General features: G+C 44.7%; 21 protein-coding genes. 4 read left to right on the top strand and 17 right to left on the bottom strand.

Going from position 1 to position 21,977, the window contains the following annotated elements:
- Positions 1-8 precede the first annotated feature (8 nt).
- From ACIGG7_RS21955 to ACIGG7_RS21990, 8 genes are all read right to left on the bottom strand, one after another.
- Positions 9-1,463, bottom strand: a complete 1,455-nt coding sequence (locus ACIGG7_RS21955) for a PH domain-containing protein (RefSeq protein WP_397551025.1) — start codon at positions 1,461-1,463, stop codon at positions 9-11.
- Positions 1,453-1,932 carry a PH domain-containing protein gene (locus ACIGG7_RS21960; protein WP_397551026.1) on the bottom strand — a complete coding sequence of 160 codons (480 nt, stop codon included), beginning with the start codon at positions 1,930-1,932 and terminating at the stop codon, positions 1,453-1,455. Before ACIGG7_RS21960 ends, ACIGG7_RS21955 begins: the two co-directional genes overlap by 11 nt.
- A gap of 84 nt (positions 1,933-2,016) precedes the next feature.
- Positions 2,017-2,979: a UV DNA damage repair endonuclease UvsE gene (gene uvsE, locus ACIGG7_RS21965; RefSeq protein ID WP_397551027.1), complete on the bottom strand. Its 963-nt coding sequence runs from the start codon at positions 2,977-2,979 to the stop codon at positions 2,017-2,019.
- Positions 2,980-3,027: 48 nt separating this feature from the next.
- Positions 3,028-3,999, bottom strand: coding sequence for a nuclease-related domain-containing protein (locus ACIGG7_RS21970; protein ID WP_397551028.1), 972 nt, complete (start codon positions 3,997-3,999; stop codon positions 3,028-3,030).
- Positions 4,000-4,279: 280 nt separating this feature from the next.
- Positions 4,280-5,800, bottom strand: a complete 1,521-nt coding sequence (gene cshA, locus ACIGG7_RS21975; protein ID WP_224945296.1) for a degradosome RNA helicase CshA — start codon at positions 5,798-5,800, stop codon at positions 4,280-4,282.
- 269 nt (positions 5,801-6,069) lie between these two features.
- Entirely contained in the window at positions 6,070-6,759 is a 690-nt protein-coding gene (locus ACIGG7_RS21980; RefSeq protein WP_224945295.1) for an alpha/beta hydrolase, read from the bottom strand.
- 93 nt (positions 6,760-6,852) lie between these two features.
- Positions 6,853-8,229, bottom strand: a complete 1,377-nt coding sequence (locus tag ACIGG7_RS21985; protein WP_397551029.1) for a UDP-N-acetylmuramoyl-tripeptide--D-alanyl-D-alanine ligase — start codon at positions 8,227-8,229, stop codon at positions 6,853-6,855.
- Between the two features lie 74 nt (positions 8,230-8,303).
- Positions 8,304-9,374 carry a D-alanine--D-alanine ligase gene (locus tag ACIGG7_RS21990; RefSeq protein ID WP_397551030.1) on the bottom strand — a complete coding sequence of 357 codons (1,071 nt, stop codon included), beginning with the start codon at positions 9,372-9,374 and terminating at the stop codon, positions 8,304-8,306.
- Between the two features lie 298 nt (positions 9,375-9,672).
- Here ACIGG7_RS21990 and ACIGG7_RS21995 point away from each other — a divergent pair, with 298 nt between their 5' ends.
- The 3 genes from ACIGG7_RS21995 to ACIGG7_RS22005 all read left to right on the top strand — a co-directional run bounded on the left by ACIGG7_RS21995 (position 9,673) and on the right by ACIGG7_RS22005 (position 12,744).
- Entirely contained in the window at positions 9,673-10,860 is a 1,188-nt protein-coding gene (locus ACIGG7_RS21995; protein ID WP_224945281.1) for a dicarboxylate/amino acid:cation symporter, read from the top strand.
- Between the two features lie 233 nt (positions 10,861-11,093).
- The gene (locus tag ACIGG7_RS22000) at positions 11,094-11,645 is read left to right on the top strand and encodes a GNAT family N-acetyltransferase (RefSeq protein WP_397551031.1); all 552 of its coding nucleotides are present in this window, start codon (positions 11,094-11,096) and stop codon (positions 11,643-11,645) included.
- A gap of 13 nt (positions 11,646-11,658) precedes the next feature.
- Entirely contained in the window at positions 11,659-12,744 is a 1,086-nt protein-coding gene (locus ACIGG7_RS22005; RefSeq protein ID WP_397551032.1) for an FAD-dependent oxidoreductase, read from the top strand.
- Here ACIGG7_RS22005 and ACIGG7_RS22010 read toward each other — a convergent pair.
- The 8 genes from ACIGG7_RS22010 to ACIGG7_RS22045 all read right to left on the bottom strand — a co-directional run bounded on the left by ACIGG7_RS22010 (position 12,677) and on the right by ACIGG7_RS22045 (position 20,536).
- Complete coding sequence (locus ACIGG7_RS22010; RefSeq protein ID WP_397551033.1) at positions 12,677-13,657, bottom strand: nuclease-related domain-containing protein; 981 nt, start codon at positions 13,655-13,657, stop codon at positions 12,677-12,679. The genes ACIGG7_RS22005 and ACIGG7_RS22010 overlap by 68 nt on opposite strands.
- A 325-nt stretch (positions 13,658-13,982) precedes the next feature.
- Positions 13,983-15,410 (bottom strand): dihydrolipoyl dehydrogenase family protein, encoded by a 1,428-nt coding sequence (locus tag ACIGG7_RS22015; protein WP_397551034.1) that lies wholly within the window; start codon positions 15,408-15,410, stop codon positions 13,983-13,985.
- A gap of 12 nt (positions 15,411-15,422) precedes the next feature.
- Positions 15,423-16,004 carry a CDP-alcohol phosphatidyltransferase family protein gene (locus tag ACIGG7_RS22020; RefSeq protein WP_224945271.1) on the bottom strand — a complete coding sequence of 194 codons (582 nt, stop codon included), beginning with the start codon at positions 16,002-16,004 and terminating at the stop codon, positions 15,423-15,425.
- A gap of 14 nt (positions 16,005-16,018) precedes the next feature.
- Complete coding sequence (locus ACIGG7_RS22025; protein ID WP_224945269.1) at positions 16,019-16,678, bottom strand: TVP38/TMEM64 family protein; 660 nt, start codon at positions 16,676-16,678, stop codon at positions 16,019-16,021.
- An 11-nt stretch (positions 16,679-16,689) separates the two neighbouring features.
- Positions 16,690-17,658 (bottom strand): ABC transporter ATP-binding protein, encoded by a 969-nt coding sequence (locus ACIGG7_RS22030; RefSeq protein ID WP_397551035.1) that lies wholly within the window; start codon positions 17,656-17,658, stop codon positions 16,690-16,692.
- Entirely contained in the window at positions 17,655-18,452 is a 798-nt protein-coding gene (locus ACIGG7_RS22035; RefSeq protein WP_397551036.1) for an ABC transporter permease, read from the bottom strand. Before ACIGG7_RS22035 ends, ACIGG7_RS22030 begins: the two co-directional genes overlap by 4 nt.
- Positions 18,453-18,462: 10 nt before the next feature.
- Positions 18,463-19,326, bottom strand: a complete 864-nt coding sequence (locus tag ACIGG7_RS22040) for an ABC transporter permease (protein ID WP_224945263.1) — start codon at positions 19,324-19,326, stop codon at positions 18,463-18,465.
- Positions 19,304-20,536 (bottom strand): ABC transporter substrate-binding protein, encoded by a 1,233-nt coding sequence (locus ACIGG7_RS22045; RefSeq protein ID WP_397551037.1) that lies wholly within the window; start codon positions 20,534-20,536, stop codon positions 19,304-19,306. Before ACIGG7_RS22045 ends, ACIGG7_RS22040 begins: the two co-directional genes overlap by 23 nt.
- A gap of 186 nt (positions 20,537-20,722) precedes the next feature.
- Between ACIGG7_RS22045 and ACIGG7_RS22050 the strand changes: the two genes are divergently transcribed.
- Positions 20,723-21,211, top strand: coding sequence for a BsuPI-related putative proteinase inhibitor (locus tag ACIGG7_RS22050; RefSeq protein ID WP_224945259.1), 489 nt, complete (start codon positions 20,723-20,725; stop codon positions 21,209-21,211).
- 38 nt (positions 21,212-21,249) lie between these two features.
- On the opposite strand, the gene sfsA is transcribed toward ACIGG7_RS22050, so the two are convergent.
- The gene (sfsA, locus tag ACIGG7_RS22055) at positions 21,250-21,972 is read right to left on the bottom strand and encodes a DNA/RNA nuclease SfsA (RefSeq protein WP_224945257.1); all 723 of its coding nucleotides are present in this window, start codon (positions 21,970-21,972) and stop codon (positions 21,250-21,252) included.
- Positions 21,973-21,977: the final 5 nt, after the last annotated feature.

Genomic DNA, 21,977 nt, shown 5'->3' on the forward strand with positions numbered 1-21,977 from the left:
TTCTTCATTTACACACGATGCGAAAACCAGGAAGCAATCCTCTTAACATCCTCTTGATCAAGGTCCTTAACAGGACTTTCATGTCCGGTTACACCTGATTTCACAGTCGTCGAAAGGCTACCCAGTTCTTTTCTCGATTGAAACCAGCTCACTTTCGTATCAAGAGACTGGATCCTGCTTTTCTTCATGTACATCGTATTCTTCAACAAGCCCCTATACCGTAAAGTCAATTGTCCCCCATCGATCCGCCATCCTCCTGCACGGTATTGGAAGTATCCCAGAACCCCAAAAGGAAGAATCAAAAGGGATACCCAAAGTCCATATGGCCAGTAGAAATAACAGGCAGCTGCCGTGGGTACCAGAACCCAGGCCGTCTGTCTCAACACATATCTTCTCATGGAGCGTCCAGGCAGCCCCTTAAAATCATGTTGGATGATATAGTCGGGAAACAGCCCCTTTAACAAATCCGGTACTTGTTCCTTCTTCACAATCGGGAATAGTTTGATACTCATACTGTCTTTCTCCAGGACAGACCCTCCGGCATTTTCAATATGCACCGTGCAATAGCCGATCAGCTGCCTGATGGGGTTCTCCACAACCCGAATCCCTTGGACCCGATTCAGCGGCACCGTCACCTGCTTCTTCTCAAGCAGCCCCCTTGTCATGACGATATGATCATCTACTATTTTAATCTTAAAATCTCCATAAATGATGAACGTCCAAATAATCGAGAGGACCCATGCTAGAATCAACCCTAAGAACGCTGTCATAGCAACGACGAACACTCCATTTTGAACAAATACTGCCACTTCTTCATACACGGCCTCATACGGAATGAGTTCATTCATTTGAGACAAAAATAAAGCAACACCTGAAATAATGACCCCAACTCCCCCTGAGGTTGCCGCCAGGACCCAAATGTCCTTGGACCCGAGTGAGAAATAGGGTTCTTCCTCCCGGGTTTCAGATGACTCAGGAGAATCCTCCACAGCGGTATGCCCCTTCTTCTCCACATAGATCATGTTCTCTAAGTCCTGAGCTTCTTTCTTTGTAATCGCGGTCAGTTCCGCTTCAGACTCTCTTGAATTTGAAGAGCCTGCCGTTTCAATCTTCACCTTTACAAGCCCGAAAGGACGATGCAAGATCCCTTCGGAGAAATTAAGGCTCTGAATCCGGTCAATGGGGATGTACCGTTTCTTTTTCACAAACAGCCCATATTCAATCCGGAGTTCACCCTCTTCTACGCGGTAAGTGAATCGCAGCCATTTGATGATTCCGAAAACAAGTACGAAAACAAGCACGACAGCCATGGATAAAAGAGGAAGATAATCCCAAAACCCATTCTTCTCTTCCCGATTATTCAATACAAACAGAAATACGAAGGGGACAATCAGATCCTTTAGTTGCTTAATGAAATTGGCCACTGCCGAAATGGAGTGAAGACGTTTATGCTCAGACATCATCTTCCGCCACCCTCGCCAATTGTGATATGGAATTTCTCAGCTGATCCGCTTCTTCCATGTCCAATGCCGGAATCTCGTGAACCGTCGCTGCCGTGGAAATGGTGATCGTCGATAGTCCATACCTTTTTAAAATAGGCCCCTGTACCGTGTCTACATGCTGTACCCTCACCATCGGGACCAATGTCCGCTTCACAATGAAGATCCCACGCTGCAGTTCAATTTCCTGCTCCCTCACTTCATATCTCCATCTTTTCCATTTCATCATCGGAAGCAAGTAAACAAACAAATATGTAAACAAAATAAATACAAGCACTGCTGTGACAGTCACCAAATGGGACCAATCAAAAATAAAAGCGAGCACAATCGCTCCGGCTACAAACACCGCCGCGATCAATGATTCCAACACCCCATATATTCTCCAGACCTTCAAAGCCATGGGCGATATTCGCGTTTGCGGTTCCCCTATCATGCAAATCCCCCTTCCATCTCTCTTACTAAATCTTACAGTATAAATACGATTGGGAACAGAGATGGTTTCAGAATATGCCTCACGCTAGTTAATAATAAAAGAACTCTTATCCACCCATTCGATCCCTTCACATTCCTGCAGGTCCTCTACTAACTTGAACAAAGCGTCATCCTTTTTCTTTGCTTCAATCATACAATCGATTTCATCGACCGTACCTTTTATGCCGTGCAGAAAATCAAGAAACATGCCGGGATCGATGAAATCCGCATGTGCTTTATATTCCTCTTTTGACCTCGGGCTTGAGATATGCATTTTCATCGGAAGCTTCGACTGACTCCACGTCCCAACCACCCTATCCCAGTCCAACAACCAATCCCGTTCGTTATACGCAAGATGATGATGATAATCAAACACAAGGGGAATGCCCAGTTTCTCACATAAATAAAGGGCATCCGCCGCACTGAAAACCGTGTCATCATTTTCAAGGATGATCATCCGTTGAAGAGACACAGGAGTCAGCCCCCAATTATGAATGAATTGCTCCAGCGCCTTCTCCTTATCCTCATATGCCCCGCCGACATGAAGAACACAGCGATGGGTCGGATCGATTCCCATTCCTTTTAACAACGCCTCATGCACCTTCAAGGTTTTTAGCGTATTTTTCAAAACATCCACATCGCTTGAATTCAGCAGAACAAAATGGTCGGGGTGAAAATCGACCCGCATCGGATGTAGCTGGAGATAATCTTTAATCTCTTGTAGTTCCTCCTTCAAAGGAGAAATAAAATCCCACCCTTTCAAATCCGGATGATTGGCAAGAGGAATCAACTTTGAACTGAACCGGAAGAAATGGATTTCATTCAGGACATTATGCTTTAAAAGCCTAAGGCAATTTTGTAAATTCGACCGGGCAATCCTCTCGAGTTTATGGATAGCCGCTTCCCGATCCTTTATGCTGGAGAATTGTTTATATGTCATCGTTTGGGAAGGGGACGCATTTTGCAGGTTCATGCTCATGGCCACGTAGCCAAGTTTAATGAGTGTCATGGGTGGGTGGACTCCTTTTTGGGGTTAGTATGTGCTTTAGTCGGGGAATTATCTCGTGGGTTTTGAATAGGTAACAGATTTTGTTCCTCCTTGGGTTTCTAATTGAAAGTACTTTAATATTTTGTAGGCTGTGTTTCTTGAGTTTAAATGGAGGAACTTTCTTAAATCACTATTGGTTAGCTGATCATTTATTAGTAAGAAATAATCTTTGACCGCTGTCTCATGAGCTCTCTTTGATGAAGCATGGCACTTCACGCAGTACCAGGATGCACTGACTCGAATCATGGGGATGTGTTGGCAGGATTCACATCGGACACCGGTGATGAGATCGTTTTTTGTCAGGGAGTAGGCTTCTAAAATGTCTATTTCATGTTCATGATGATGCTTTAATAAGGTCCTTTTCATTTTTAAGAGTTCTTTATCTGTAATGATTGTTTTTAAATGTTTTTCATTTAGTTCTTTTATTTTATCGATGAGGTTTTGAGCATGAATAATATTCTTATAAGGATCATCTGGTGCCGGGGATACTGTGTAGTTCAGAATGGTTGACGGGTTGCTGAAAACGACGAGGTGTTCGATTGGGGGATGATTCAGTTTATGGGTACTGAACCATTTCTGTAGTAATAATTTATATCTTTGCACTTGAGAAACCGGGTCGATAAACCCTTCCGTCACTCCTTTATGAGTCCGGGTAAGTTGTCTGATGAAAGGATCGATGAGGACGATTCCTGATATGTTTTTTACTTCGATGATTAAAATATAGAAAGGGGTAAGGATGAGAAAGTCCATTTGGAAATGGTTTGAGAAGATGGGGAGTCTTACATTATAGAAGATTTTGTACTTTTTGTCTTTCAGGAAGGTGAGGTGGTAGTACACGGTGGATTCTCCATTATATCCTGCTCTTCTTTTCTTGAAATCCTTTTCTATAAGTGGCATTTGAGGATGATTATGGGGAGTTCGGCATAATAACGCTTCCGTTTTTTCAAGAATGATGGGGATTTTGAGTTCTTTACAGATCAATGGATCACTCTCCTTATGGTTTATGGATATTTAGTTCGCCACAGGATGAGAGAATCCTTCATTCGGGTTGGAAATATTAACATATTAATATGTATTGCGTCATTTTCTGGATAATTGCGTCGTTTTTTTATTTATTGCGTCATTTTTAATGATAATTGCGTATTTTTACAAATATTGGAACGCATCTCTTTTCTCTCTTTCCACTACCTCGTACAATTACCAAAACCACAACCAACAAAAAAAACACGACAACCCCAAAAGGTCATCGTGTTCCATCTAATCAAGAATTGTTATAAGATTTACGTTTGCTTGAAGAATGTGGTCTGCCGCCGCCTGAACGGTTGCGATCTCCACCACGGCTTCCGCCTCCACGGTTTCCACCGCCACTGCGTGATGATCCACCACGGCTTCCGCCTTTACCGCTGCGTGAACCGCCTTTGTATCCACCACGGTTTCCGCCGCCACGATTTCCACCTCTTGATGGTAATGGGCGCTCTTCCGTAATTTCAACCGGAGTTGTATCAGGCTCTTTCGTCAATACACGGATCGCTGCCGCTACCGCTTGAACCGGATCATGATCGCCAAGGAACTCTTCTGCTAATGGATAGTAATCTTTAAGATCGCTTTCCTTCGCTGCTTCAACCAGTTTCTCTAAAGCCAGACGCTGCTGACCTTCAAGAGCTTCGTTTAAGCTAGGTGGCTTAAGGGCCGTCATTTTCTTCTTCGTTGTTTGTTCAACGATCTTCAGGTAACCCATTTCTCTTGGTGTGACAAAAGTGATGGACATACCCTTCTTACCTGCACGACCTGTACGTCCGATACGGTGAACGTAGCTTTCAGGATCTTGAGGAATATCAAAGTTGTATACATGCGTTACGCCTGAGATATCTAATCCACGGGCAGCAACGTCTGTAGCGATCAGGATGTCGATGCGTCCTTCTTTGAATTTCTTGAGGACCGTCATACGACGAGCTTGTGAAAGGTCTCCGTGAATACCTTCTGCAAGGTAACCGCGGATGCTTAGGGCACGAGCTAATTCGTCTACTCTACGCTTAGTACGGCCGAATACAATCGCAAGTTCAGGTGATTGTACGTCGATTAAACGTGAAAGGGTATCGAATTTTTCTTTTTCACTTACTTTTGTGAAGTATTGTTCGATATTCGAAACCGTTACTTCTTTTGATTTCACTTTGATGACTTCCGGCTCTGACATGAAACGGTTCGCAATACGACGGATCGGATCCGGCATTGTTGCTGAGAATAAAAGTGTTTGTCTTGTGCTTGGAACTGTCTCAAGGATGCTTTCGATGTCCTCGATGAAGCCCATGTTCAGCATTTCATCTGCTTCGTCCAGTACTAGTGTTTCAACGTTTTCAAGGTTAAGTGTTTTACGTTTGATATGGTCAAGAAGACGACCTGGTGTACCTACGATGATATGTGGGTTCTTCTTCATCGCACGGATTTGACGCTGGATGTCCTGACCTCCATATACGGATAGGACGCGGGCACGCTTGTCGGCACCGATACGGTATAACTCTTCAGATACCTGGATCGCAAGTTCGCGTGTTGGTGCAATGATCAACGCTTGCACTTTCGGGTTTTTCACATCGATTTTCTCGATCATCGGAACACCGAATGCTGTCGTTTTACCTGTTCCCGTTTGTGCCTGACCGATGATATCCTTACCTTCTAAACTGACCGGGATCGTACTTGCCTGAATGGGTGTAGCTTCTTCAAAGCCCATACGTTTGATTGATTTCAACGTAGATGCGCTTAAGTTTAAATCTGCAAACTTAGTCAATGTTACATTCTCCTTTAATTTACATCTTTTATAACTAATCAATATCTGATTATATTTTTAGGTCGGAACGAAATCTTACAATTTTACCCACCGAAAGACTTCGGTATCTAATCTAAAACCGTCTATATGAGATGTTTAGTTTTATGTTTGGTACAAAAAAATACACTCTTCAAAATAGAAGAGCTAGCACGTCCAACAAAATAAGAACTATGTTGTAGTTATGTTACCACTTCTAGAAACGAATTTCAATCTAATGTCAAATAGTCAATCTATTCAATTTGAAGAAATTGGTAGATCTTCTCAAATAGATCCTGCTTGTCTTCACTATGACAAATTAAGTGTTTTGCTTCCGGGGAATAGTATAGGTTTTTCTTTTTTGAGGAAATAGTCTCGTATATATATTTCGCAGCTTTCGGGGGGACTATTCCATCATTCTCTCCTTGAGCGATGAACGTTGGGATGTTCACCTCGCCGAGGAGTGGACGAGCGATACGGACAACTTTTCTGAATTCATATGTGGACAGAAACGGGGTTTGAGTCACCTTGAATTTATATCGTTTGTACAGCTCGTTTTCAAGCATATTGCCTTGCATTCCCTCTTTAATTAAATTACCAATATCTTTCAGCAGTTGTTTAACATTTATATAGTAAGCAGCGGCACTTAATAGTACGAGCTTGCTGATATTGTATTTAACCGAAAGATACGTAGCAATCAATCCACCCATTGAGAACCCGATGACATACACTTCGTCGCATGTGTCCAACAGGACCTTCAGCTCAGACTCAGCATGTTCGATCCACTCAACATGCTTAATCCCTTTCAGGTCAAGGGTTTGCCCATGGCCTGGGAGAGTCGGCACGACGATTTTCCAATCGGTCCGTTCCTGGAGGAATTCTGCAAGAGGCTCAACTTCAAATGGGCTCCCTGTAAAACCATGGATTAATAAACAACCGATCATGTTATCCCCACTTACTTCTCAAAAAGTAGGGAGCGAGCCACACTCCCACAACATCTACAAGCTCATTTTGTTCACTTTAATGAAGGTTTAAACTTATGCCTTAAGGTTGTCGATAATTTCTTCAAGCTTCATCCCTCTGGATGCCTTGAATAAGATCAGTTCATCCCCCTTAAGGATGGAAGACAGTTTATTCGTCAGGCTTTCTTTGTCTGTAAAGGAGTGAACCCGGTCTTCTTGAAGATTCTCCAGGGCACCTTTCGCAATCAGGCTTCCAAGATGGCCGAATGTGAATACTTGCTGAATTTTCTCTCCATCGATCATGCGTCCGATTTCCTGATGGAATTCTTCTTCATTATCCCCAAGTTCAAGCATATCTCCGAGGACCAGGATCTTTGTACGGTAGCCCTCAAGCTCTGCTACAAGCTCAATGGCCGCTTTCATGGAAGTCGGACTCGCATTGTAGGCATCGTTGATGATGCTTTCGCCTTTCTTCCCTTCAAGCATTTCCATCCTCATCTGCGTCAGCTTTAACGACTGTAAGCCTTCTTTCATTTCATCCACGCTGAGTCCGAAATGACGGGCAATCAGGATTCCAGCAAGGGCGTTATGGATATTATGCTGCCCTAAAACAGGCAGGAAGAACGTTTCACCTTCAGCGAAAGACGTCTCGAAATAGCTTCCATGATTGTTCATTTCGATTTTAGTCGGGTAAATCGTATTGGATTCACTTCTTCCGAAAGTCTCCATATGCGTGAGGCCGAGTCCTTTTACACCTTCCTGCAGCAACGGCTCATCTCCATAGTAGGCAAACAGACCTTCAGGCTTCAGACCTTTTACGATTTCAAGCTTGGCCTTGGCGATACCTTCTCTTGAACCTAGGTCCTGCAGGTGAGATTCCCCGATATTCGTAATGATGGCAGCATCAGGTTGGGAAATTTCAGATAGGAGTTCAATCTCACCGAACCCGCTCATTCCCATCTCAAGTACAGCCACTTCCGAGTCTTGTGGAAGGGAAAGGATGGTCAGCGGGAGACCAATATGGTTATTATAGTTCCCTTGTGTTTTATGAACACGGTACTTTACAGACAGCAGATTGGCTACAATGTCCTTGGTCGTCGTTTTCCCATTGCTTCCTGTAATGCCGACGACTTTTAAATCCAGTTCGTGGCGATACTTGTTCGCCAAAGCCTGAAGGGCAAGCAGCGGATCTTCCACAACGAGTACAGGTATATCTTCCGGAGGGTTAGGGACATTGATATCCCATAGAGCTGCAGAAGCACCATTTTCAATGGCTTGGCGAACAAATTGGTGACCGTCTACATTCTCCCCTTTAAAAGGAACAAATAAGTTGCCGCTCTCGATTTTTCTTGTATCGATGGAAACGCCCTTCACGACCACTGATTCAAATGGGGTAAGATCGTTTTTCACATCAAGCATGGTACACATATCTTTAATCGTCTTCTCGAACATTCGTTTACTCCTTTTACTCATTTTTTAATGAAAATAAAGCAGGGACTGCCTTTAGGCGGTCAGTCCCAAGTTGTTTACATCGTATGCTTAATCATTTGTTTGTCTTGATATCGTTCCATTCCAAGCTCCACAAGTTTCCCGATCAGAGTAGGATAATCGACTCCTGTATGCTTCCAAAGAAGCGGGAACATACTGAATGGCGTGAAGCCAGGCATCGTGTTCACTTCATTCATATAGATTTGACCATCCTCCGTTAAGAAGAAGTCTGCCCTTACAAGCCCGGAACAATCCAGTGCCTTATAGGATTGGATGGCAATTTCCTTCATTTCGTTATAGATGCTTCCTTCCACTTCTGCCGGAATGATAAGGGCGGTATCTCCATCCTCATATTTGGCTTTGTAATCGTAGAAGTCTTTCTTCGGAACGATTTCACCTGCTACAGAGCATTCCGGCTGATCATTTCCAAGTACGCCGAGCTCGATTTCCCGTGCCTTTACGCCTTCTTCAATGATGATCTTGCGGTCGAACTGGAACGCTTCACTGAAAGCAGACTGCAGTTCTTCACGAGTCGTACATTTGCTGATTCCGACCGATGATCCAAGGTTGGCGGGCTTTACGAAGCAAGGGTAGCCAATCTCCTCTTCCACTTGCTTATAAGCCGCTTCCGGATTCCCTTTCCATGTGCTGCGGATGAACCACGTATAGTTGACTTGCGGGATGCCAGCCTGAGCGAATAGATTCTTCATGATGACTTTATCCATTCCGGCAGATGAAGCAAGGACACCGTTCCCCACATAAGGGAGATTCAACAGCTCAAGCATTCCTTGAACCGTTCCGTCTTCACCATTCGGTCCGTGAAGCAGTGGGAAGATCATGTCATATCCTTCTGAATCTGACGGCGCGATGGATGTACTTAAAGCATTAGGGGCAATCTCTTCCCCTTCTTTAAATTGCAATGCCTTCACATCTTCAACAGGAGCGTTCAGTTCAGGACCCTTGACCCAACGGCCTTCCGTCGAAATAAAAACAGGGTGGATTTCGTATTTATTTAAATCCAGGGCACCAATCACGGCCTTGGCTGTTTGCAGAGATACATTATGTTCAGCGGATTTTCCTCCGTATAGTAAGCATAACTTCGTTTTCATAAATGAGTTACCTCCAATATTCACAATAGATGTTTCTATTTTATCACTTTCACCGGAAAGGGAAAGAATGATTCCCTTGGAAAATAAAATTTACCACATTTGTCTTGATTCAAATAGCATTCAAAGAGTGCCCAATATATATGTATGCAAATGAAAACCAGTCCTGCGACAAAATGGACCTATTATTATTCTGAATACACTTAAGATTTCGCCTATTTAAAAAGCTATTAAACTATCATGGCATAAGGTGTATAATCCCTCTATCAAAAACATTTGTATTTTTAAGGAGGACACCCAGATGAGAAAGCTCGGTTTACTGCCTAAGATTCTATTAGGTATTGCGTCAGGTATTGTCATTGGTGCCTATGCACCAGAATGGTTTGTGAAAATCTTCGCTACATTCAATGGATTATTCGGTAATTTCCTCGGATTTGCGATTCCGTTGATCATCATCGGCTTTATCGCTCCTGGGATCGGCTCCATGGGAAAAGGCGCAGGGAAACTTCTTGGATTGACCACTGCCCTCGCGTACGGTTCCACAGTATTAGCCGGTTTACTCGCCTTTGCCGTTGCGAAGTCTATATACCCATCTTTACTGGCCAATCAAACTTCCCAGTCATTTGAAAATCCTGAAGAAGCTCTTCTCAAAGGTTTCTTTACAGTGGACATGCCTCCAATCATGGGCGTTATGTCGGCATTGCTCATCGCTTTCACCATCGGACTTGGAATGGCCGCCATCAAAGGCGACACCCTTCAAAAAGGGATGGATGAATTCAGGAACATCGTCGAGCTTGTGATTGAAAAGATCATCATTCCACTGTTACCTGTTCATATACTTGGAATTTTCGCCAATATGACGCAAGGTGGACAAGTGAGTGCCATCATGTCTGTATTTGCTAAAGTATTTGTCATGATCATTCTTTTACATGTTATTTTCTTAATTATTCAATATACAGCTGCAGGGACACTGAGAAAACAAAACCCTCTTTCCATGATGAAAGGGATGCTCCCAGCTTACTTTACGGCACTCGGAACACAGTCTTCCGCGTCCACGATCCCGGTGACCCTTGAACGTTCCAAGAAAATCGGTTCAAGAGAACGCATTGCCGATTTCTCTGTACCGCTTCTTGCTACGATTCACTTATCAGGAAGTACCATCACTCTTGTCAGCTGCGCCATGGCCGTCATGTTCATCCAGGGCGAGGCACTGCAATTCACTCAGCTGTTTCCATTCATTCTGATGCTTGGCATCACGATGATTGCAGCACCCGGTGTTCCAGGGGGAGCCGTCATGGCAGCCCTTGGACTACTTGAAACGATGCTTGGATTCGGACCGACAATGACGTCCCTTATGATCGCCCTGTATCTCGCACAGGACAGCTTCGGAACTGCCTGCAACGTAACCGGTGACGGCGCCATCACATCGATCGTCGACAAACTGACCCAAAAGAAAAAAGCACACGTATCTTCTATTAAAGCAAGCTAACCTAATAGAGGTCCGTCCCTCCAATCGGAGGGACGGACCTCTATTTTTATTTTTGAAATCAGTCTGAAAAAGACACCGCGGTGACCATTTTATCTGCATATGACGTTTAGACGACGTGACGCATAGGTCCAGGGAACCACTCTCCGATCCGTGAATCAGTCACTTCACCACTGAATATCTCTGTCATTTTCTGTATAATGGAAATATTAACACATTAAAGGAGTGCTCATAAATTGAAATTAACCGGGCAGCGTGTAACACTAAGAAAAATAGAAGAGAGAGACCTTCCTACTTTATGGGACTATATTTACGGGGATCCTTCTCCGGAATGGAAAAAATGGGACGCCCCTTATTTTGAACATAAATATGTCCCTCTTGACGAGTATATGGAATCATCCACCCGGAATAAAAACCGCAGCGATGAATTCCAGCGGATCATCGAAGTTGACGGAACCATCATCGGAACCGTCGGATACTATTGGGATTATGAGCCCACCAGATGGCTTGAGGCCGGGATTGTGATCTATGATCCCGCATACTGGAACGGTGGATACGGGACCGAAGCCTTATCCCTATGGGTAGACCACCTTTTTACTACAAAGGAAATCGGACGGGTCGGCATCACGACCTGGTCAGGAAATGAACGGATGATGAAGGCCGCAGAAAAAATCGGCATGCAGCTTGAAGGTCGTATGCGAAAATGCCGTTATTACAATGGCGTCTATTACGACTCCATCCGAATGGGCATGATCCGGGAAGAATGGGAAGAAAAACGATCTCTCTAAAAGGAGTCCCACTATGAAAACAATCATCCTGGTTGGTGGCGGACACAGTCACCTTCACTGTTTAAAAAAGATACAACCGCAAGAAGAAACCGTGAAATGGATCCTCATCTCCCCTTCCCGCTATCAGCATTACTCGGGAATGTTCTCCGGATATACAGAAGGAATCTATTCATTAGAAGAAACCCGGATCGATTTAGATAATTTATGTGAGAGGGCTGGCTGTGACTTTGTCGAAAGCACCGTCCTCTCTATCGATCCCGATGAACAGCATCTCTTAACAGACAAGGGAGACATATTCACCTACGACTTCGTTTCTTTCGACATCGGGTCGCGGAATGACTCGCTGGAGATCCAAGGTTTACATACGCACAATCTGCCCATCAAACCGAACTATCGTTTCCCCGAGCAAATCGAGAAACTGCGTAACAGCAGAAGGACGGTCTTTATCGGTGGAGGCGCAGCGAGTATTGAGATGGCTTTATCTTTGAAAGCATGGAAAATGAAAATGGGGTATGAGGATCATGCCGTTACAGTGATTCATTCTTCACCACTCATAGAAAAAGCAGGTTCCTTTTCATCAAAGAAAATGACGAGAGTTGCCCATTCAAAAGGCATCGAATTGCATAAAGGACGTGTGACAAAAGTAGATAGTACCCGCGTACATACGGGAGAGGGACGGACCTTAGGATTTGATGAGATCATTTTCTTAGGCGGGCCCAAAGCGCCTCCACTCTTCGGAAGCAGTGTGCTGCAGACAGATGAAAAAGGCTTCCTCCTCGTGAACAGCTACCTCCAATCCGTCGAATACCCAAACGTATTCGGAGCAGGTGACTGCGCAACTTTACAAGACTTCCCCAATCTTCCGAAAAACGGGGTCACGGCTGTGCGACAAGGCCCTGTGCTATGGAAAAACCTGACCGGTGCAGCGGCTGGTGGAAAGATCATTCCCTTTGAACCGCAGAACCGGTATCTGGCGATTATGTCGATTGGGAATAAGGAGGGCTTTTTGACATATGGATCATTTTCATTGGTCAACGGCTGGGCGTGGCGGTTGAAGAATTGGATTGATGTGAGGTTTGTTGGAAGGTATGGGGGGTGAGGTGGTAGGTTTTGTTTTTCGTCATCCCTTCTGAATTGAGCTGCATGGATTGAAGAATCTTATAAGCAATCTTTCTCGATTCTAAATGGAGGAATTTTCTAACTTGCTTGTTGTTTATTCGATCAGAAATTAAAAGGGCATAGTCGTTTAAAGCAGCTATATGACCATCTTTTGATTTCCCACCACATTCCGTGCACTCCCAATGAGCATATCTCCTTACCATAGGAAGATGTTGACATTGCGAACACTTTACACCAGACATTATTTCACCTGGAGTAACTCCATAAATGTCTTTAGGGAAAGCAAAGGGTGCAGTGTGTTTTTTCACTAATTGGCTGGAGATTTTTTTTAATTGTTTTGCTGGAATAGATTCTTTTCTATGAAGAGCAAGTACGGATAAAATCCATCCCTCTACATTTTCTACCCTGATCACATTATGATATTTTTCATTAGGAGAAGTAGTATCAATGATTGTGGATTTATTCGTCATGACAACAAGTGTAGAAATCGGGATTGAAGGCAGCTTTCTGTTGATGAACCACCTTACCAACTGCTTCTTCTGGCGTTCGACCTGTGTGACAGGGTGACTGAATGCCTCTTCTTTATCCTCTACCTTTCGAATGGCTTGGTCGAATCTCGAATCTAATGTGTAGGTTCCAGCTATGTGCTTGACTTCTATAATGATGAAGACTTGTGGGGTTAAGAGGAGGGTATCGATTTGAAAGTGACGGTCATCTATTTCAAGTCGAAGATCATGCAAGATGAATATATTTTTATTTTTAGATATAAACTTCAGATGATAGTCTAATTGTAATTCTCCCCGGTAACCGGCTTTTCGCTTGGCTAAATCCGCCTTTATGATATGCCAATGGCTATGAGCAGGAGAGAGTCTTTCTAATAATGCTTCATTCATTAAAATTCTCCGGGGTATTTCCCTGTTTTTAACGATCAATTTATCAACTCCTTTCATTGTATACACGTTTATTCGACACCCGCTTATAAAAACCCTTTATTTTACAAATATATTGTAAGTTGAGTTTTCATGATATCGGTTATTGGGCCACTTTGTGGGTTTTTCGGGCCACATTTAATATAAATTGGGCCACTTTCGGCATTTATTGGGCCACTTCCCCGGTTTATTGGGCCAAATTGTGAACGCCACCACTCGCCACATCCCACACCCCAACCCACACAAAAAAAACACGACCACCAACCAGCAGCCGCGCACTCCTACACATCTATCTAAACAACTCCACATACTTCTTACTAATCACAGGCAATACCCCATCAAACAGCTTCTCCCTCCAATAGAGGTCCGCTACCTGCTGTACAGCTGCTGCGTGATTCGGATAAGGGTAGACCATATTGGACAGAGCACCAATCTTGCTTCCTTTTTCCATGGCAAACACGACAGGCTGCATCCAGTCTCCTGCACCGGAACCGACTGCGTGGGCACCGAGTATTTTCCCGCTTGAGTCTGTGATGATTTTGACGAGTCCTTCGGTTCGGTGGTCGGCAACGAAGCGGTCGACTTCGTCCAATGTCTTCTTAAAGACTTTATACTGAATTCCTTTTTCCATGGCCTCTTCTTCGGTCAATCCGATATGAAAGATTTCTGGTGTCGTATAGGTTGTCCAAGGCAGTTTTTTGTAGGAAACCTTTCGTTTCAATCCGAACACAGCGTTTTGGACGACGAGTTTCCCTTCCATTCCGGCTCCGTGTGTGAATGGGTAGCGGCCGTTCACGTCCCCGATGGCGAAAATATGTGGATGATTCGTTCTTAGTTCATCATTCACTTTGATGAAACCGCGGTCGTCCATTTCCACGCCGGCTGCAGACAGGTTTAAAGATTCCGTCCCGGGTTTTCGGCCGGTTGCCAAAAATAATAGGTCCCCATTAACAGAATGCTCCACACCGTCTTTCATATAATGGACCGTTTTCTGCCCGCCATCCCGCTTTGATACCCGTTTGATCTCTGCTCCATACACAAACTGGATATCCTTTTCTAGTATGTCGGCTGCCACTTCACGAATTTCTTTATCTTCTTTCACTAAAACCTCATCATGTTGTTCCAGGACAACAGCTTCAGAACCTAAATGGGAAAATGCCTGGGCAAGCTCAAGTCCGATCGGACCTCCTCCCACGAACACAACCCGGTTTGGCAGTTCCTCGACGTCGAATACCGTTTCATTTGTGTGATACTCTACCTCGGAAAGGCCTTCGATATCTGGTACCCTAGGACTTGATCCAGTCGCCACGACAATCCTTTTCCCTGAGATCCTGTCCTCTTTCTCCACCAGAATGGTGTGGGGATCCAGGAACTCGGCTCCACCGAAATAGATATCGACCCCTAATTCCAGGAAGCGCTCGGGATCGTCATGCTGTTGGATATGCGCTATGGCTCCTTTGACTCTCTCTTTCACCTTTTTCATGTCAACGGTCCCTTTGGTTTCGAATCCAAAAGCATCACCTTTCCTTATAGTAGCTACTTCCCTTGCTGCCTGGATGAATGCCTTTGACGGAACGCAGCCAAAGTGCAGGCAGTCCCCGCCAAGCACACCGCTTTTTTCGACAAGGGCTACTTTGGCTCCAAGGGAAGCGGCTCCCGATGCGACGGTCAGTCCACCGGCGCCTCCCCCTATGACTATCAAATCGTATTGATCCATCTTCATCTCTCCTTAAGAAAGTAATCGTTTCGCTTCCAGAAACCGCTGGATACCCGTGTACAATTCCACTGCAAAAAATAGTAACGTCGTCCACAGGACTATCGAGGGAAATAGCATCATGACGCTGAATAGAATGAATCCTTCCGTCCTCTCAGCGAGTCCCGCCTGGTAATAGAATGACTTCATCCCCTGCTTCTCTGATACGGCTCCGACTGTGAGAAAAATGGTCATGGAGATGATGATGGAGACACTCAATAAGAGGGTGGCCCACATAATGTCAGGGTGCAGGAAAGCAACGCCAAGGAGGACACTGATCTCAACGATTCGATCAAAGGTCACATCCATGACGGTCCCGAACGGAGAAGGCTTGGTCAATCGTGCCATCGTTCCGTCCACTGCGTCGAGGAACCCGGACAGCCATAATAAGGTGACGGCGATGAACGGAAATCCCAAGTAATACACCAGTCCAGTGACCGACCCCACGACAAAGGCCGTGAGCGTCACCTGATTGGCTGATAGTCCTTTTTTTAAAAACAGCCTTGCCGTTCCCTCTATACTTGGCTGCACCCATTTGCGGGCGTGAGTGTCTAACATATTGTTCCCATCCTTTATTTATCTTCTTTCCCCGATAACCCCAGCCATGCTTTCATCTTCTTTTTGAAAATGAGTGGTACGATGATCATGACCAGGAAAAATGCGAGGGCAATATATAATTTCGTTCGATCTTCTCCTACCAAGCTTGACCCTAGAAAGACGTAACCAAACGTGCCGGGTAAAATTCCGATGGCTGTAGCAAGAATGTACGGAACGTATTTCACCTTCCCCATCCCAGCCAGATAGCTAATCAAATCAAAATTGAGGAATGGAACGAGGCGTAATAGGAGGACATAAAAGAAGCCGCTCTCCTCCATCTTGGCCTGTATTTTCTCCATTCTGGCAGATGGTCTTTTTAATAATTTTTCTCCAAGGAAGCTTGCTGCATAGTAGGCGACCGTTGCACCGCCGAGGGCACCTAAAATAATATAAAAGAAACCTTGGACAGCGCCGAAAGCAAGTCCTGCCGCCAGTGAAAGGATGGAAGCCGGGAAAAGGATCAGTGGTCGGATCGTATATACGACGATAAAGACAATCGGAGCCCATATACCAAATGACACGATCCAATCCCTTATATCATGCGGCTTGACCTGGAAGAAATTTCGGCTCAGCCACATGAGGGATAGTAAAATTGCAATAAACAGCAGAATTTTGCCTATTTCCTTCTTCTTCATTGTCTTCCCTCCTACTCCTCTTGATGAAACGTCTGAATGTTCTCTTCCTCGGTATATAGCCAGACCGCCTCGAGTGATGGGTGTCCGTCAAGGGGGAGATTCAGTTTTTGCTTCAAATCCTCCACCCATACTTCATAAATATTCGTTCCCGCTATGAAACGTTTTTGCTTTACCGCTCCCTTCCATTTCGGGGACAAAACACCCTGACCGCTAGAGCTGACCTTTATTTGGGAAGCATGAACAAACTGCCTCCCTCTTAAGATGAGGCCATCGCTCATGAATGACGCGACAAATGGGGATGCGGGCCGGTAATAGATCTCATCTGGACTACCTATCTGCAAGAATCGCCCATCGTGTAACACTGCCACGCGATCCCCCATCTCATACGCTTCATCCCGGTCATGGGTCACGAATATAACCGTGGTTTCTTCTTCCTTTAGAATGCTCCTGACCCAGTGTCTCAATTCTTTCCTCAATTGCAGATCAAGACTGCTGAATGGTTCATCCAGAAGCAATAGCTTTGGCTTCAGGATGAGGGAACGGATCAGGGACACCCGCTGCTGCTGACCCCCGGAGAGCTCTGAAGGATAGTGGTGCATGAATTCCCCAAGACCGACTCTTTCGATATAGTCCATTGCCCTCTCCTTGGTTTCCTTTTTTCTTCTCCCTTTCATCTTTAACCCATACATGACATTTTCAAGAACATTCATATGAGGGAATAATAAAGGTTGTTGAAAGACCATCCCGATGGGGCGGTTCTGAGGTCTGATGGAAGAAATATCGTTTCCTTCTATTAACACCTTTCCCTGCGTGGCAGATTCTAAGCCTGATAGAATGCGCAGAAAGGTTGATTTACCTGAACCCGATGCTCCCACCAGGGAAAGGATCTCACCTTTGTTCAGTGTAAGCGTCGTGTCTGTTAATATTTCTTTCTCTTTAAATGTTTTTGATATTCCTTGAATCTCTATGAATGTATTCACAGCTTCTTCCTCCCTCTTAGATGCTGATATGGGAGCATGACAGTCAAGCATCCTTCCAACATGATATAAAACGCGATGGGGATAAGGGCAAACACAATAGAGAATGCAGCTACGACCGCTTCGTCTGCCGTATTGGTAAATGGGTAGTAAACCATTGCCAGGGTCACCACGTTCCCTCCCCCTATGATCGCAGTAAGGACGTATTGACTTAAGGAAATGACAATTGTCAGGAACAACACACTCCGGATGCTTGGTAGAAGCAGAGGTAATTCAACATGGTACAGGCGTTGTAAGGAGCTTCCCCCAAGGATGGTTGATTGTTCAATTAATTTAGAACCGATTCGTTCATAGCCTGTCTTAAACATTTTGATGCTGTAAGGGATCGTCGGGACCAGATGGACGAGGGCCACTCCAAGCCAATGATCCGAAAGACCATATCGGATAAACGTGATATGAAGACCGATGGCCACAACCAATACCGGTATAAAAAGGGGAAGCATCATGAGCGCTTCAAGCATCGATTTCCCCCTGAAAGAGGAGAAGGCATATACCTTTCCAGAGGTGATGCCGATCACAAGATTGAGGCCCAGGACGATAAGGGCGATCCAAATCGATATCCCTATGGAATCCAGGAACTCCCCTTGATTCAACAACCGTTCCCACGCTCTTACACTCGGATTTCCTTGATCGGGGCTCCCCCATACCCACACACCATAAAAGCTTTTATATACTAAAAAGAGAAGGGGAAAGACAAATAGAATAAATGATATGCTGTAAAAAATTGATTTCCTCAACGTAACACCCCTAATTCCCAATCCCTTTAGTGATGTGCATTCGCTTTTTATTCGTCATATAAAGGACGACCCACATGATGATCCCGATCACGAGACCTGTCAGGACAAGCGAAGCAAACGCCAACGGACGATCACTCCAGCTTCCGCTGTAAAACCAGTCGTATGCTAGAATGGCAAGCATTTGCGGGGACGTCACTCCAAGAAGCTGCGGAACCTCGAATGCGGTAAAGATGAAGGCAAATAATATCGCTCCGGTTTCAATAAACACCGGAAAGATCAAAGGCCATTCCGCTACCCAGAAGGCTTGATATGGTCCCGCTCCCAATAATGAAGCAACCTCTTTATACCTTTTTGACAGGGTAGCATACACAGGCAGCATCATCAGGGTCACAAATGGGACTTCCTTCCACACATACGTCAAGATAATTCCGACCCCGTTCCGGTCCTGAACCACTATCGGGAACTGACTGCGATCGTCTATCCATCCAAGCAAACCGGCTACATTCGAGAAGAAACCGCTCTGATTGAAGAGTAAATAGACAAGATAAGCCCATACAAAGTGGGGAACGAGCATTGGGATCCACACCAGCAATTTATGCTTATTATCCTTTAACAACGGAGAGAAGGCCTTTACGATTCCCAGGCCAATCACAAGGGCCAGGATGGTTGAGATGGAAGTCACCATCAAGCTGAAAAGGACGGAAGAGATAAACCGGTCCTCTACAATCAATTCCTGGTAATGTGCAAAGGTGAAGGTTCCTCTGTCCCTTACACTTTCAAAGATTGCAAGGACAATCCCAAGCCCCGGAATCAATAGAAAAAAGAGAACGCCTGGAAGGATGAGGAACGCATTATTGACTTTCAACCACTTCACGGTTCCAGTTCTCCTTTAGCCATTCCACATAGGCGGCATCAAGCTCACCTTTGAAATGTTTCTCAAGCTCAGATGCCTCCAGTACACTTTTTCCACGATCAATTCCCATGAATTTCTCTCTCCATTCCTCATCAAGCTTGTCGTAAGAGATAGGAGAACTTTCCCCCCAATAATCCGGCTTCAATTTCTCATACTGTGCTTCTGGTGATAAAAACTCATTAATGGTCACCATGGCCCCTTCTTTATTCGGACTATTAAATGGAATCGCCAGGAAATGGGTGTTTCCGATTGACCCGACGTCCTCTAATAGGAAGGACTTCGTACTTTCGGGGAAGACTCCGTCTTTGATCAAATGCTCGGCCCTCGCTTCGTTATACCCCATCGTCATCCATACCTCTCCCTGACTGTACAGCTTATCAAGATCAGTTAAGGTGGCAGGATAGGTTTCCCCTTGACGCCATAAGTATGGCTTCAGTTCGTTTAATTCGTTCCAGACATCGGTTCCTAGTCTGTTCGCATTCTCTTCATCAAACCCATCCTGAACCAGATTCTTGTCTGTTTTCGCATAAAGAAGATGTCTAAGAAACGCATTCCCTGTGAAATCACTCGGATTTGGATACGTAAATTTCCCTGGATTCTCTTTCATGAACGTTTTCAGTTCCTCAAAGGTAGAAGGAGGATGGTTCACTTTCTCACTATTATAGAAAAAAACGAATTGAACCTTTCCCCACGGTGCTTCGAACCCTTCCGTTTCCGTTCCAAAATCATAACGGAAGGCGTCGCTCGTGGTATCGTAATATTGGTTGTAATTCGGCAGCTGGTCCGTGAATGAACCTGCCAATAACTTATTTTCTTTTGCATTTTTAAAATTCTCACCGTTGATCCAGACGATATCGATCGTGCCCTTTTCTTTGTCAGCCCGTTTCTCCGTTTGCAGCTTCTGAAGGATTTCAGTTGTATCCAAAGGTACACGGTTCAGTTCGATATGATGCTTTTCTTTCAGCATGGGAGCCATGACCTCATCTATATATCGATTGATCCCTTCATCTCCTCCCCACATGAACATATTCACTTTGGTCCCTTCTGCATTCGACGCGATCGTCTTCCAATCTCCGTCCGGAATTTTACCGGCACCATTTATATTTGAAGAATCACAAGCCGATACTAACAGTAAGGAAATGACGCCCAGTATAGCTAACCATTTTTTCATCCATCCTACTCCTCTGCGCTTTACTATAATTCTATTGTACTGGACCGATTAATATAAAAAAGTAATCTGCCTTACATAAGAAAATGATTGCCCTATCGATGACCTATGTCTTCTTGCTCATATTTTATACAGCTTGTAACCTTTTGACTCAAACCTTGTCTAATACGGTAAGGAGGTGACTTTAACGTGAAGCGATTACTGATGATCACCATCATTCTTATGGCGGGAATGGCCGGATGTGGGACGGCTGATGAAAACGACAGCGATTCGACGAATAATGGAACGAATCAGGAAGCAGGTGAGGATATGACCGTGCAGAAAGGAATTGTCGCAGGCGCAATGGAACCTTCATTAACAAAGCAGGATGCAGCAGATCAGAATGTTTACGTATATTCAGTGAAAAACCAAACCGAACAGGAAAAAACCTTTGAATTCTCTTCAGGACAGAAGATCGACTACGAACTGAGAAACGAAAAAGGCGAGGTCGTATATAAAGATTCAAAGAATAAGATGTATACCCAGGCCTTGCAGGAAATCACAGTGAAGCAAGGAGAAGCATTTACTCAGAAAATTGTCCTGCCGAAGCTCGAGAGCGGCTCATATACATTGACGGTATGGATGACTGCCAAGGGAGATCAGGATTATAAAGCGACGACTGCCGTTGAAATTGAATAAGAGATCAAAAAAAGGATTAATCTGCACATATGGTGAGATTAATCCTTTGTATATACAGGAACAGAACCACCCAGAGTGATACGTTCAGGCGTCACGATGCAGCTTCTTCCCATGAAACGCACTCCTTGATCCGCGGCTGCTTCCATGATCCGTGCAAAATGCGGGTCGATTTCCGGCGCTGAAGTGATGGCCTTAAGGTCTGTACGCTGGGCGATGAATAGGACTGCTGTTTGATAGCTTCCATTCCTCTGAAAATGAGTGAGTTCTTCGACATGCCTTGCTCCTCTTGCCGTAACGGCGTCGGGAAATTTACCTATTCCGTCCTCGATCATCGTGACACTTTTGACTTCAAGTAGTAACTTTTCATCATTTTTCTTATGGGTTAGAAGGAAGTCAAAACGAGACCCCCCTGCCTTATATTCGGCTTTTTCAAGGCGCCATTCCTTTAGTTCATCCATTATTTCCAGCTGCAAGGCCTTCAACACCAGCCGGTTGGGATATTGAGTATTTAATGATACATAACTATCATTTGTGGAGTCATATGTCATGACAGCTGACCATTTCGTTTTTCTTTTTGGATCATTGGATTCCTGGAGCCATATCGGCCCCCCTGGCACCAGTAAGTCCTTCAATCTTCCGGGATCGGGTAAATGAACTTTTTCTTTTGAACCCGAAGGAAGCTCGCATTCCAGTACAAACCGATTGAGCCTCTCAAGAAAGATTCCTTGAATCAATGTGTCATGGAATGGTATTTCTACCATGTCTT

The sequence above is a fragment of the Rossellomorea sp. NPDC077527 genome, assembly GCF_044542955.1.
GTDB lineage: Bacteria > Bacillota > Bacilli > Bacillales > Bacillaceae_B > Rossellomorea > Rossellomorea aquimaris_E.

Coding starts and splice junctions, on each gene's coding strand:
- ACIGG7_RS21955 (WP_397551025.1), bottom strand. CDS start 1,463: ATGATGTCTGAGCATAAACGTCTTCACTCCATTTCGGCAGTGGCCAAT.
- ACIGG7_RS21990 (WP_397551030.1), bottom strand. CDS start 9,374: ATGAAAACGAAGTTATGCTTACTATACGGAGGAAAATCCGCTGAACAT.
- ACIGG7_RS22020 (WP_224945271.1), bottom strand. CDS start 16,004: ATGTTAGACACTCACGCCCGCAAATGGGTGCAGCCAAGTATAGAGGGA.
- ACIGG7_RS22015 (WP_397551034.1), bottom strand. CDS start 15,410: ATGGATCAATACGATTTGATAGTCATAGGGGGAGGCGCCGGTGGACTG.
- sfsA (WP_224945257.1), bottom strand. CDS start 21,972: ATGGTAGAAATACCATTCCATGACACATTGATTCAAGGAATCTTTCTT.
- ACIGG7_RS21980 (WP_224945295.1), bottom strand. CDS start 6,759: ATGATCGGTTGTTTATTAATCCATGGTTTTACAGGGAGCCCATTTGAA.
- ACIGG7_RS22045 (WP_397551037.1), bottom strand. CDS start 20,536: ATGAAAAAATGGTTAGCTATACTGGGCGTCATTTCCTTACTGTTAGTA.
- ACIGG7_RS21985 (WP_397551029.1), bottom strand. CDS start 8,229: ATGTTCGAGAAGACGATTAAAGATATGTGTACCATGCTTGATGTGAAA.
- ACIGG7_RS22025 (WP_224945269.1), bottom strand. CDS start 16,678: ATGAAGAAGAAGGAAATAGGCAAAATTCTGCTGTTTATTGCAATTTTA.
- ACIGG7_RS21995 (WP_224945281.1), top strand. CDS start 9,673: ATGAGAAAGCTCGGTTTACTGCCTAAGATTCTATTAGGTATTGCGTCA.
- ACIGG7_RS22010 (WP_397551033.1), bottom strand. CDS start 13,657: ATGAATGAAGCATTATTAGAAAGACTCTCTCCTGCTCATAGCCATTGG.
- ACIGG7_RS22005 (WP_397551032.1), top strand. CDS start 11,659: ATGAAAACAATCATCCTGGTTGGTGGCGGACACAGTCACCTTCACTGT.
- uvsE (WP_397551027.1), bottom strand. CDS start 2,979: ATGACACTCATTAAACTTGGCTACGTGGCCATGAGCATGAACCTGCAA.
- ACIGG7_RS21960 (WP_397551026.1), bottom strand. CDS start 1,932: ATGATAGGGGAACCGCAAACGCGAATATCGCCCATGGCTTTGAAGGTC.